Source organism: Sulfitobacter sp. 1A12157, assembly GCF_043557345.1.
Classification (GTDB): domain Bacteria; phylum Pseudomonadota; class Alphaproteobacteria; order Rhodobacterales; family Rhodobacteraceae; genus Sulfitobacter.
This window is the reverse complement of sequence record NZ_JBIFFV010000012.1, coordinates 54,891-66,829: the sequence shown is the minus strand read 5'-3', so window position 1 is coordinate 66,829 and position 11,939 is coordinate 54,891. Positions and strand designations below refer to the sequence as shown.

Here is an 11,939-nt window from a genome sequence, read left to right as displayed (position 1 = left end):
TGGCGCGGAATACAAAGACTGTTCCGGTAAAGGGGTCTTGGGCCAATGCCGACTGCACCATCGAAGCCAATCCATCGTGTCCTTTATGGAAGTCCACCGGCCGCGTTGCAATCAATATCCGAACGCCTTGCGATGGCATCAGCATGAAGAAGCTTCAAGCGCATGGGCGATCTCTGCAATCCGAGAGGCAGATGACTGCAGAGGCAGCTCGATGGCGATCTCTCCAAAGATCAATCTGATCGCCTCATTCGGAACAGTCAGAGCTTCTGGCTCTTCCGGCCCAGCAGAAACCACCAGTGGAGCGAAAAGCGGCTCGTCGGCCTCCGGCGCAGGTAGCAACAGCTTTCCTTGCTTGGCCTGTCGACGCCACGCAGATAGCTGGTTCGGAAGGATACCATATCGCTCAGCGACAGCATTCACCGTCGCACCGACCTCAAGCGTGTCCGCAACCGCCTGTGCCTTTGCGGTATCCGACCAACGGCGGTGGCCGGACGCATAAATCTCAACGCCAAGCGATCTGAGAAACGAATTTGTAGCGCACATTGCGAAACGCACTCCCCATCATAAGATGCGTTCGTTCTCGCAGCGCGGATCACACCCTACAACGTGACCCCGGGACACCGCTTGCGAAAGGTTGAAGATGGCGAGCGAAGAAGTGAAGTCAGAGCCGGGCCTCCTGACGACCCCGGCACCCCGGTGTATTCAGCGCATATCAGGCGCTCTCAGCAATCGGGGTCTCGTTGAGCGGAGGCTGTGGCGCGCGCCTGAACCCATCCGTTCCTTCTTCGACAAGTCCGGCAGCGACGAGGTCATCCAGCGCCCGCCCGATGGCCTTTCGAAGCGAGTCTTTGTTCTCTCGAACTGTGTTGAACGCCGACCCGGAACGCTCCGCAATCTCAGGGCGCGTAAAGAACCGTTCGGGTTCCTGCTTGCTCAATTCCATCAGCGTGCGCGCCAAATCCTCGCGCCGCTCACCCCGAGCGCCGTCCGCTTTCCTGTTTTCATTGGCCGCAGGCTTTGATTTTGCAAATGCACTCGGTTCAAGAGCGACGGCATAGGGAACCGAAACATCTTCGCCGTCTGAGTCTCGCCCGATAAATAGAGATTTCAACTGGAATGGAATTGGTTCGGTAAGTTTCCCGTTCTTCTGCTTCTTCGGCACCAGCAGAACAACTTTTTCAGAGTCGCGGGATTCATCGGCAGGTTTGAGAATATAGAGGCCATCCAGGTTGCCCTCTTGCGCACTGGACCCTCGGGGCCGATCGGGGTTCCCCGCTCCGACATGATGAACGAGGACCACGCAGGCGTTAGAGAGCTTAGCAATCTGGTCAGCGTTACCTATGGCCGCACCCATTGTGGAAGCGAGGTTTTCATCTGCGCCTCCCAGGCATCGGTTCAGCGTGTCGAACACGACGACGACCGTGTCGCATTCATGCTCAATCTTCTTCCGTTCAACGAAGGAGCGAACCTTCGGGATAATTTCAGGATCCATCAAGTTTGGCGCGCCATGAACTACGAAGAATGGGGCGGTGGCGCAGGCGGGATCACGAAGCAGCGGGTGAGCCCTTTTCAATACCCCTTCCGGATCTTCTGCGCCGTAATAGATGACAAGGCCTCGGCGGACGGGACGCCCCCCGAAGGTGCGACCTTGCGAAACATGGGCGCAGGCGGCCGCAACGACATTGGTTTTGCCGAGGCCGGGAGCACCGGCGACCATGACGACTTCCTTCGGATGGAAAAGTCCCTTGATGGAATAGGGGCGTTCAATCGGGGGCTGGTATTCTGGCGCACGAGTTACCGTGGGAGTTGGTAAGCCGTTTGTGTTAGCTACTTCAAATTCATACATTCATTGTCACCTTAGTGTCGGTCCTGGCAGCACCATGCTGCCGATCCCGAGGGGGACATGGTTCCAATGCGACCCGGACAAAAAAGATTTTGCATTTTTTGGGGACGAGCGGACCTGACCAAGCCGCCCCCTTGGGGCGGGTGGTCCGGTCCGCTCGTCCAAGGGGCGGGGCTATCTGCAGACCTCGACGAGCATCCAAACAAGAATTGTGGGTTTATTGTGGGGGTTAGTGAGAATGACGGAGTTAAAAAAGTATAAATAACAATTTATTATGCGAATAGTTAGGCGGACACCTCCATCCGCCATTATTCGCCCAAGAATTGTCCTTCAGCACCCACAGTCTACGCAAACGATGCCAAGAGCTCAATTGATCAGAGATCAGCCAAGCAAAGTGGTAGATCAGAGGTTCTCATTTGGGAGAAAAAGAATATCGGCGACCTCAGAAGCCAGGGAATGGACGAAGGCCGCCGCAGTTTACCGCGGCCCATGGAAGTTCAAGCCGGGGTAGAATGGGGTGTCACCCGACACCCTAAAGCTGTTTAGGCCAAGACTATTCACAAAGCAAACAGTTTGAGTAACATTTATTCAGCCAGCTTCCGCGTTTTCTGCGCTTAAACCGGCATCTAACAATTGTTCCTTGTCCGGAAGGTCTCGCAAGCTCTCAAGATCAAAAGTGATGAGAAATTTCTCGGTTGTCACAAAGGTGTATGGCGCGCCCCGCTGCGGGCTTCGTGGACCCGTTCCAATCAAATCGCGCGCATGTAAGCGACCGATCAAATCGCGGCTGATCTCTTTGCCAAAAATATCCTTCAGCCCGTCACGGGTGATCGGCTGATGGTAAGCGATGGCCACCAGCACGGCGAAGTCGAATTCATTCAGGTTGAGCAGCTGTTCTCCAACATCCGCCGCCACGCGGATCGCAGGGGCATAGGCAGATCGCGTGCGCATCATCCAGCCCCCCGCCGCCTTAGCAACTTCAAATGCGCGCCCCTCCAGCTCCGCGGCCAGGTCCTCGATGAGCAGATCGACCGACGCATCTTTCCCCACCACCCGCGCCAGATCCGGGTGCGTCACAGGGGAAGCCGAGGCAAAGAGCACCGCTTCGATCCGTCGCATCCATTCTCGCCAGCGCAGCTCTGCCGAAAGATCGGCCAGCTCGCGGTCCAGTTCCGGTTCAGAGCGCTGTTTGGCCATCTTATACCCCGTAGAGCCGGAACGTGTCGCGGCCAGTGAGTTCGCGCACCGCCCCGAGCTCCACCAGCCGGTCGCAAAGCCGCCGTGCCGCACGGGGCGGCAGCGGCAGCGCTGCTGCTGCGACGGCGTCGCGGGTCAAAAACATCTCCACGGCTTCTCCTGCCCCCTTGGCGCGCAGCTTTGGCGCGACCGCGTTCACATGTTCTGCCCGCCGCGTGAGATCGGCCGCGAGGCGTGCCGTCTCGACCGCCGAAGCCACGACGGCGCGATGGCAGGCGCGGCGCAGCTCATCTCCGCGTTTGCGCAGGTCCGCGCGCTTCAACCCAGCTGCCAAGAGAGGCGTTACATGGTCCAAACCAAGCGCTTGGCTCAAGGCGGCATCCGCTAAGATCAGCGCCGGCACTTCCTGCCGAACTGTCGCCATCATGGCCTCCAGCACCCTCCCCGCCCGGCTAACCGGCGCCCCGCGCCCCGCGTTGAGACAGTCGGCGATCCGGTCCTCGTCGACAGCGGGCAGTGCCCGGCCCAGAGACCTGACCGAGACCGCCCGCGCCACAGCGCGCAGCCAAGACAGATAGACCTCTCCTGCCGGACCCGGCAGATCCCCGGGGCGCAGAAAGTGAACCGTATCGCGCAGCGCCCCTGCCCGCTCTGGCCGACCGGAAAACCTGACGCAAGCCTCTGCCGCGCGCAGAGCCAGCCGGGCGCGCAACAGGATCTTGGGCACGTCGTCCCGCGCCATCACAAGATACAGGTGGCTCAGGGCCGCGCCGGACAGAAAGGACATGTCTTCAAGGCTTTCCGAAGATCCAGCAGTGACCCAAGAGGGCATGGGCGGTAGTGTTTCAGAATGATCGAGGCCAAGGGCGCGGGAGAAATCCATGTAGCCACGCTACCTCAGGGCGGCGCTTTAGACCATACATTAAAGTATAAACCGCCCCAACTTGCGCTTCGCACTTATGTCCAATAAGTTTGCATTATCGGACATAATAGAATAAGCACGGAAGCAGTTAAATGTCGTTTTAGTTTCATGGGTGGATTCGGCCAAAATCCCCCCTCTCGTCGAGGAAATTTCCATCTAACCGGTGGACAGGCCTCTTGCTCAATTTGTGGACTCGTTCCGCTCCAGCTTCAACTGCGCGCTTTCCTTTGCCGTTCCGTGGATCTCGCCCATCCGTGAGCCACGGCAATGGGGCGGCACGCCGGAACAGGACGAGGGCGGCCTCCGGCACGACTGCGCCGGGCACCAGATCTGCTCCAAAGAGATCATGCAAGATCACCAGCGTCAGAGCCCGCCAGCGCACTGATAGGTGCTGAAGAGGCGCAAGCCGACCGACGGCCGCGCGAGCTTCGTAAGGGCAGTTCCAGCCCGGTTCATCGTACCAGAGCGCAAGGACAGGCCGGGCTGCCCCGTCACGATCAAGCGGTGCCCAAAGGGTGCGAATTGCATGCTCGAGTCGATCAAGGCGGCCGGGGCCACCTATGACGATTCCGCTGATCTGGCGTTGGATCTCGAGAACGTTTGCAGCAAAATATGCCTTCAAAGGGTCCTCTGTCTCCCCTCCCCCACTGGTCAGAACGGCATCGCACTTGTGACAGAAGGGCCGCAGCAGTCCATTCAGCATGCGAAAAGAAAGCCTCAGGCCGCTGCAACACGCAGGGCAGCGATCCAGAAGCATGGTCCGGTGTTCCGGGCAAACCACCTGCTCCGCCAATCGCCAATTTACCCGAAGATAGGCATCGCGACCGGCAGCAACATCCGCATCGAAACAGGCAAGGCAGACCGGGACTGTCTCGATCAGAAGCCAACCCTGCGGCCGACCAGGATATCGGGAAGCCAGTGACCTGCGACGAAGCCGTTCCGGATCGATCCTGCAGGCCTTCGCCCATAGCCTGAGCAGCCCCATATCCGGCACCACATCGTCAATCTGCCGTGCGCCTGCGTACCTACCCGCCTGCCCCGCCAGGAACACCATCAGCTCAAAGGGCTCCGCCCCGTAGCGCGCGGCAACTCGCGCCATCCAAGACGTGAGCAATTCGTCACGGAATGGACGCGGTGCGACGGGCAATCTGGCCGGCACCATCATGCCCCCACTCGCTGTTGCACGGGCTTTCCCCGCCGCCGAGCGGTCTGGGTCATCGAGACCAGCGGCAGCACCAGATTGTCGCCAAAACTATCCGCGTCGAGGCGCTCCTTGCCCGACCGGACCGCATCTTCTGCCGCCGTCTCGATTAGGCGGAAGATGCGCGCCGTCACACCGGAGGTCAGCTTGTGAATCCGCTCTCTGGCCTCCCCACTGATCAGATCGGAGGCCTCGCGCAAAGGCAGGATGCGTTCGAAACTTTTCAAGAGCCCGGCGAAGGCGGTATCGTTCTGCCAGGGCTTGAGATGGAACGCCTCGAAGCGCTCGGCCAGTTGTGCATCGGTCAGCAACGCCTGGCGCGCGAGGTCAGTCCCTGCACAAACCAGCGGGATCCGTAGATCATTGGCCAGAAACCTTATGGCGTTGAGAAATATGCGCTGCTGGCGGAACGTACCAGCGAGCATACCGTTCACCTCGTCGAGGATGATCATCTTCGCCCCCACAGTCCGTAGCAGCGATCGGCAGATATCCTTCTCGCGGGCGAGCGTACCGCCTGCCATCGCCGGTGCCCCCATGGCCGCCAGAAGTTCGCGGTACAGATCGCGCTCAATGGGTTCAGAAGGTACCTGCGCGACGACCACCGGACGATGGTCAACTCCGGTGATCTGGCTGAACTTCGGCGGGTGGTCGCGTTCAAACTTGCGGACGATCTTGGTCTTGCCCATGCCGGTATCGCCATAGATCAGCAAGCAGGGCATCCGGTCACGCGGCGGATAGGTCAGCAGGTTCTCCAGACGTGCCAGAGCAACCCCTGACTGATCGAAACCGATCCAGCGGTCAGCCCGGATCCAGGCGATGCGCTCATCATCAGGCAGCGCCGCGAACCGGCGGTAAGCCGGATCAAGATGTGCAAATGCGCAGCCTTCGGTCACGACCATTCCTCAACTTCGAACCCCGGGTGGTCCCGAGCACATTCTCACTTTCCTCTGGTTCCGGGGCGGCATCCTCAGCCTCGTAGGCCCCTGCCCCATCAAGCGCTCGGTCTCGTCGCTCGAGAAACCGTCTGGCTTCCCGGGTTCTACTGCTGGCCGCATCAACCAGGGCGCGCTGTTCCTCGATCACTGCGAATATGAGATCTTCGTCCTCGAGCGCGCGCCCGCGCTCGCGCAAAATCGCCTGCGCACGGCGATGCTCCGCAAGGGTGATCGACGGATGGCGCAGATCTGCAAACCGCACGGGATATCGTTGGCCCTCAGGGCTCCGGACAAAGACCGTGGAGAGGTCACGAGGATCGTAGAACACGCGCAATTGCCGGCTCTGCCGACCCGCCCAGAGGCTCAGGACATCGTCCCAATACCGCAGGCCGAAAAGATGGATGCCATCGCGGCGCACCATGCGTTCCGTGCTCGGCAGGAAGTCGATTCGGAACCCATCCGGGTCATATGGACGACGCACTGGTGCCTCGCGTCGCCCACAGGCCTCGTTCCAGGCCGCAACTGGCGGAATCCCGAGCGCACGGTGCCGTTCAGCATGATAACGGGTGATTTCCAGCGCCAACCAGCGCTCCAGCTCGTCGAGCGTCATCGCCGACTTGCCCACGGAATCGTAGTCACCGCGATCCTTGATGCTGCTGAAGGTCGATCCCGGCAGCAGGTGGACCGCCCCCATCATTGTGCCGATCAGCCGCTCGATGTGACCGCCGTAATGTGGTGCCCCAATCGGACGGTACTGTAGCGAAATCCCGTGCTCTTCCGCACCCCGCTTCATCGCCTTCGAGCGGAATTCCTTGGCATTGTCGACGTGAATGGTCTCCGGCAATCCTTCTGCTGGCCAGTCCGCGTTGACCTCCAAGCTTTCCAGCCAGTTGAATTTGGGCTGCATCAGGTGCTGAATGGCCAGTGCCACCGACAAGGCCGATGGCGGCTCCAGTGTCAGATAGAATCCCGCCACCATGCGGCTTGCGACGTCGATGGCGAGCGTCAGCCAGGGCCGTTGCAAGGGTTTCCGATGAACCCGGTCCACAACGATGACATCCACCAACGTGTGGTCAATCTGAACCACCTCATAGGCCCGTTCGACCTGATAGCTGCCCGGCACTGGGTGATGGAGCTGGCGAGAAGCCTTAGCGCCCTCACGCGCCGCCGTGAGTTCCGCCGGATCGATCGCCGCCACACGGTCCCGGAGCGTGGTCCAGCACGGGGGACGTAGCCCTCTCTTATTGCACCGCCTGCGCACCTCCTTTTGCAGGGCATTGATGCTTGGCTTCTGGAGAGACTTGTAGAAATCCTCGATCGCGCCCGAAATCACCGTTTCGATCTCGTCAGGCAGCCGGCGGCTGCCCGTCGGTGTCCCAACCTGAGCCGCCAGCAACGAACTGGCGACCGGGCGCGCCTTGTACGCTGAGATCAATTCGTACAGGCGAGAGCGCTTGAGACCAAGATCGCGGCAGGCCTTTAGGAATTCGGCACGGTTCGGTGGGACCTTGCTTGCAAGGCGGCGGATCACAGCTTCCCGCGCAATCGCCTGTTCCCACGCAGCATCGTCGACGGCGTTGATATCTGCTCGATCCACCATGGCCAAACCCGGAAGATAAGTGTCTTATGTCCGATAATGAAACTATAATCCGGGAATGAAACAGAAACATGAACACAATGATATCAATACGTTAGCGTCCGCTCATGGAACAAGAACGACATGAATTTCATCACCGGATACATTGAAAAATGCCATCAGAGATCGAAAAATCAACACCAGCCTTCCCTGATAGGAAGAACGATGAGCCTCTTGACGAAAGAGATCAAGAAGCAAGCGTTAGCATCGCCCTGCCTTCCCATGTCGCCGGCTCCGGAACCCTTGATCGGCTGGTTGATACGGCTCGCGACTATGCCAAGGCCTCTATGGCCGAGAATACCAACAAGGCATACTCCGCCGACTGGAAGCACTTCGCGCGCTGGTGCCGGATGAGGGGCACCGACCTCTTGCCCCTCTCGCCCGAGATGATCGGCCTCTACCTGACCGAGCTGGCGGCTCCGGCAAGCGGCGCTCCTACGTTGTCGGTCAGCACCATCGACCGCCGCCTGTCGGGTCTCGCCTGGAACTACGCGCAGCGCGGGTTTTCTCTCGATCGTAGGAACCGCCACATCGCGACGGTGCTGGCCGGGATCAAACGCAAGCATGCGCGTCCACCGGCGCAGAAGGCGGCGGTCATGGCCGAGGATATCCTCGCAATGGTGGCTACCCTGCCCTATGATCTGCGCGGGCTGCGGGATCGGGCAATTCTGTTGCTCGGCTTCGCTGGCGGCCTCCGCCGATCCGAGATCGTTGGCCTCGAGGTGCATAAGGACGACACACAGGACAGCGGCGGCTGGATCGAGATTTTCGACAAGGGCGCCCTGCTCACCCTCAATGCTAAGACTGGTTGGCGCGAGGTCGAGATCGGCCGGGGAGCTAAAGATCAATCCTGCCCCGTCCATGCGCTCGAGCAATGGCTGCATTTCGCGCAGATCAATTTCGGGCCCGTTTTCGTCCGCACCTCGCGCGATGGCAAGCGCGCCTCGGAGACCAGGCTGAATGACAAACATGTCGCGCGGTTGATCAAACGCACGGTCTTGGACGCCGGCATCCGGTCGGACCTGCCTGAGAAAGACCGCCTGGCGCTGTTCTCCGGCCATTCTCTGCGTGCCGGCCTCGCCAGTTCGGCCGAGGTTGAGGAACGCTACGTCCAGAAGCAGCTCGGACACGCCTCGGCCGAAATGACCCGCCGCTACCAACGTCGCCGCGACCGTTTTCGGGTGAACCTGACCAAGGCTGCCGGGCTGTAGGAGCGTCTGCGATCGTTGCTGCCGCGCTTCTCGACGTTACTTGGCTAGGTACGCCGAAACGTTACCCAGGTCTGGCATATCGCCTCGGGCCTACGTTCTGGGCCAGATGCTAGGCGGCCTGCCCATTCAGATCTCAATCAGTCTTTTGCATTTTTAGGCCGAAGTTCCAGGATCGGCTCAGATACCCGACCCAGCGTTCTTTTCGCGCGATACCTGTGCGCGCAAAAAGAACGCTGGGTCGCGACCACCAACCACTTGGCGAATGGCTGCCAAAACGGCGTCTCGCGCGCGAGACGCCAGACTTTGCCTATGTCTCCGCCGCGGCACCAATCCGGATGAGAAGCTCTCCAAGCTCCGCTTCATCCCTGATCTCCAGCCCAGATAGCTCCAGAGTGACCCGCCCTCCGCGGGCTTTGGCTTTCAACAGGAGACCACTCTTCCCCTGCCAATCGACCGTCAGCGCTTCTGGTTTTTGCAACTGCCGATTCTCCGAAAACACGCCTTTGCGTTCAACAAATGCGTCCAGAAGCTCTGTCTCTTCAGATGCATCAGAGAATTTCTCGCCCCGGTCGACCAGTACCGCAGTCAGCTCGTCGCCCCTGCCCTCTTTAAGTGCCTGAGCCAGCCGCGCCCCCAACCGCTCACCAATGGCTTCCGGATAGTCGAGATAGGGAGCGAGGTGTTGATGAATGAGCGTGAAGTTGCGGATCTTGTACCGCCGGTTGCGGCTGGAATTGGCGAATAGCGTCTGAATGGCATCGTCGACGGTTTCCACCACGCCATGTTCGACCGCAAGACAGCAGATCCGCCCACGTTCATAGAAGCTTACATCCTTGCGGATTTCGTTTTCCTCGACCATGGCCACCATGGCATCGACCGTCTCGGGCCGCTCGGAGACCAGCGCCTTGATGGTGGCAAAGCGGTCTTCGCCGGTCTCTGCCCGCAACTCGCGCAAGGCACTCAATCGCCGAAATCCGCTTACCAGGCGATAGGTCTCAGGGTCCAGGTCCGACACCGTGACCTCAATTGGGGTCTGCTGCCCGCGGGCGCGCAGGCTGTCCATTAACTCCTGCCAGGCCTCGCCGTCGCGATCGAGATGCCGACGGTCACGTGCGTAGGCATGATCGTCGATCCGGTCGAGCTCGATCTGGACGATTACAAGCCCGGCCGAATGCGCCGTACGCCAGGCATCGGCATCACCCTTAAGTGTGTTGCGGTCCTTGCGCAGCCGCAGGATCTCATCTTCGAGCGAGCGCGCAGCGCCGCCTGCCACCTGCGCAATCGGCGGCGCCTTGCTGGCACTGCCGCTCCGCCGCTCGGACGCGGTTTTTTCAGCGACGGCGCGGAGCGTTGAAACCGCGTCCTTGTCGATGGCGCCCAGTCTCTTGCGTGTCACTCTGCTGCCTCCTTGCGCTCTGCCTCGATCCGATCGCGTTCCCAGCACCCGATCAGTAGTCTTTTGAATTCGTGATAACACCGGTCGAATGTCTCGCGGCCGCGACGATAGGTGTCGCGGTTGAAGTCTGTATGGCTGGCCTCGTAAATCCCGGATACCCGTTCGCCGGCCTGCCCGACAAGGGCGGTAAACTCCTGCCGGTAGTTGGCGACAAAATCGTCGAGGTAGACCTGGATGACATTGGCCAGCTCCGATTGCTGCACGTCGTCGTAGCGCGTCAACAGGACCTGCACCGCATCCCAAGAAAACTTCGGCGCATCTTCGTGAAGACGCGCCATGCTGTCCTCGATGCTGACGAAGGTGGTGTAGAGCATGTCGAAAAAGCGGCCGGTGGAGTCAAACTCGATGAAGCTCGCCCCGACCGGGATCAGCAGGATATCCGCCGCGGAAAGCGCATTGATCGTCAGGTAGCCAAGCGCCGGCGGGGTGTCGATGATGATGATGTCGTAATCCGACAGCAGGCTCTGCGCCTCTAGGAAGGCACGCAGCGCATCCCAGAACTGCCAGCTTCGATGGCTTTGCATCCAGACCGGCACCTGGAACTCTGCCCAGTAGAGATTGAGTTGCGCCGGAAGGATGTCGATCGTCGGCCAGTGCGTTCCAAAGATGACGTCATCCGCCGTCACCGCGGCGGCCTCGCGGATTTCCTCATCGAGTTCTTTGGAAGTCAGGTCGTCGATGCCCAGCGTCATGGCCGCGTGACGGGCGCGGTGCCAGGCGAGGATGGAGTAGGCGGTCTGACCTTCGTCCTCGGCCATCGACCCGAACATTGTGCTCATCGAGGCCTGACTGTCGAGGTCGATGACAAGCACGCGGTAGCCATCCAGCGCCGAGGCCATCGCCAAATGTGCGCCGGTGGTTGTCTTGGCGACCCCGCCCTTGAAGTTGCAGACCGAGACGACCTTGGCAGGCCGGTCCTTAGGTCGGTAGGGGCGATAACCCTTACCTTGTTGGCCCTCGGACTCCAAGAAGGCCCGGATTTGGTTGACCTCGTCCAGAGTGAAGGTTTTGGCGCCACCGGCCTTCTCGGCCTCCCCCTGTGGAAGCTCTGGATTAGCCTTGAGCACTCGCCGCAGATGCTGCGCGGACACTGGCAGCATGAATGTGGTAATTTCCCAAATGCCGAAGCGTCGGAGATTCTTCTCCCCATCGGGTTTGTAGCCGCGCCTGGCGAGGTCGTCCCTGGCCCGCATGCAGATCTCGGCGGCTACCGTGAACCTTTCCGTTGTGACTCGGGCTGGCACATCGTTTAGGGCATCGCTTGGATCGATGGGCTGCAGTGAGATAGAAGGGGGTGGGGTACTCATTAATTAATGCCTCGAATGTTCCTGCTTTCCCTGCTTACGCGTATTTTCGCGAACACCAGAGTTTACGGCTACCATAAGCTATGGATTCTCGGGTGTCACGCGCGCGAGACAGGCTTCGAAGATAAAGAATCCAAAGAAAGCCGACAGCAAAATCTTTGATTCCTTTAGGAGTCTTTAAGATTCTTTCTTGTCGGAACTGACCATGCTTTTCAAGCACTTGGCGCCGCCTGC

The 11,939-nt window shown here is 59.9% G+C and carries 11 protein-coding genes; 1 reads left to right on the top strand and 10 read right to left on the bottom strand.

What is annotated here, in order from left to right; translation table 11 throughout:
* From tnpB to ACGYLC_RS17180, 8 genes are all read right to left on the bottom strand, one after another.
* Positions 1-139: IS66 family insertion sequence element accessory protein TnpB (tnpB, locus tag ACGYLC_RS17215; RefSeq protein WP_394424158.1), on the bottom strand; the 139-nt coding region annotated here is incomplete at its 3' end.
* Positions 139-555 (bottom strand): transposase, encoded by a 417-nt coding sequence (locus ACGYLC_RS17210; protein ID WP_394424152.1) that lies wholly within the window; start codon positions 553-555, stop codon positions 139-141. The genes tnpB and ACGYLC_RS17210, both read right to left, overlap by 1 nt.
* 157 nt (positions 556-712) lie before the next feature.
* Entirely contained in the window at positions 713-1,846 is a 1,134-nt protein-coding gene (locus tag ACGYLC_RS17205; protein ID WP_394424151.1) for an AAA family ATPase, read from the bottom strand.
* Between the two features lie 585 nt (positions 1,847-2,431).
* Complete coding sequence (locus ACGYLC_RS17200; RefSeq protein ID WP_394424150.1) at positions 2,432-3,040, bottom strand: SMC-Scp complex subunit ScpB; 609 nt, start codon at positions 3,038-3,040, stop codon at positions 2,432-2,434.
* A 1-nt stretch (position 3,041) separates the two neighbouring features.
* Positions 3,042-3,923 (bottom strand): DUF1403 family protein, encoded by an 882-nt coding sequence (locus ACGYLC_RS17195; protein ID WP_394424149.1) that lies wholly within the window; start codon positions 3,921-3,923, stop codon positions 3,042-3,044.
* A 145-nt stretch (positions 3,924-4,068) separates the two neighbouring features.
* Entirely contained in the window at positions 4,069-5,061 is a 993-nt protein-coding gene (locus ACGYLC_RS17190) for a TniQ family protein (RefSeq protein ID WP_394424156.1), read from the bottom strand.
* 62 nt (positions 5,062-5,123) lie between these two features.
* Complete coding sequence (locus tag ACGYLC_RS17185) at positions 5,124-6,062, bottom strand: TniB family NTP-binding protein (protein ID WP_394424148.1); 939 nt, start codon at positions 6,060-6,062, stop codon at positions 5,124-5,126.
* On the bottom strand, positions 6,025-7,698 hold the full coding sequence (locus ACGYLC_RS17180) for a Mu transposase C-terminal domain-containing protein (protein WP_394424147.1): 1,674 nt from the start codon (positions 7,696-7,698) through the stop codon (positions 6,025-6,027). The genes ACGYLC_RS17185 and ACGYLC_RS17180 overlap by 38 nt, the downstream gene beginning before the upstream one ends.
* Before the next feature lie 149 nt (positions 7,699-7,847).
* Here ACGYLC_RS17180 and ACGYLC_RS17175 point away from each other — a divergent pair, with 149 nt between their 5' ends.
* Positions 7,848-8,945: a tyrosine-type recombinase/integrase gene (locus tag ACGYLC_RS17175; RefSeq protein WP_394424145.1), complete on the top strand. Its 1,098-nt coding sequence runs from the start codon at positions 7,848-7,850 to the stop codon at positions 8,943-8,945.
* A gap of 307 nt (positions 8,946-9,252) precedes the next feature.
* Here ACGYLC_RS17175 and ACGYLC_RS17170 read toward each other — a convergent pair whose 3' ends face one another.
* Both ACGYLC_RS17170 and ACGYLC_RS17165 read right to left on the bottom strand, forming a co-directional pair.
* Positions 9,253-10,341, bottom strand: coding sequence for a ParB/RepB/Spo0J family partition protein (locus ACGYLC_RS17170; protein WP_394424143.1), 1,089 nt, complete (start codon positions 10,339-10,341; stop codon positions 9,253-9,255).
* A complete protein-coding gene (locus tag ACGYLC_RS17165) occupies positions 10,338-11,708 on the bottom strand; it encodes an AAA family ATPase (RefSeq protein WP_394424142.1) in 1,371 nt (456 codons plus the stop codon). The genes ACGYLC_RS17170 and ACGYLC_RS17165 overlap by 4 nt, the downstream gene beginning before the upstream one ends.
* Positions 11,709-11,939 lie beyond the last annotated feature (231 nt).

What these genes read in the sequence shown, in the direction of transcription:
- ACGYLC_RS17205 (WP_394424151.1), bottom strand. Translation starts at nt 1,846, where the DNA reads ATGTATGAATTTGAAGTAGCTAACACAAACGGCTTACCAACTCCCACG.
- ACGYLC_RS17200 (WP_394424150.1), bottom strand. Translation starts at nt 3,040, where the DNA reads ATGGCCAAACAGCGCTCTGAACCGGAACTGGACCGCGAGCTGGCCGAT.
- ACGYLC_RS17195 (WP_394424149.1), bottom strand. Translation starts at nt 3,923, where the DNA reads ATGGATTTCTCCCGCGCCCTTGGCCTCGATCATTCTGAAACACTACCG.
- ACGYLC_RS17190 (WP_394424156.1), bottom strand. Translation starts at nt 5,061, where the DNA reads ATGGCGCGAGTTGCCGCGCGCTACGGGGCGGAGCCCTTTGAGCTGATG.
- ACGYLC_RS17185 (WP_394424148.1), bottom strand. Translation starts at nt 6,062, where the DNA reads ATGGTCGTGACCGAAGGCTGCGCATTTGCACATCTTGATCCGGCTTAC.
- ACGYLC_RS17180 (WP_394424147.1), bottom strand. Translation starts at nt 7,698, where the DNA reads ATGGTGGATCGAGCAGATATCAACGCCGTCGACGATGCTGCGTGGGAA.
- ACGYLC_RS17175 (WP_394424145.1), top strand. Translation starts at nt 7,848, where the DNA reads ATGCCATCAGAGATCGAAAAATCAACACCAGCCTTCCCTGATAGGAAG.
- ACGYLC_RS17165 (WP_394424142.1), bottom strand. Translation starts at nt 11,708, where the DNA reads ATGAGTACCCCACCCCCTTCTATCTCACTGCAGCCCATCGATCCAAGC.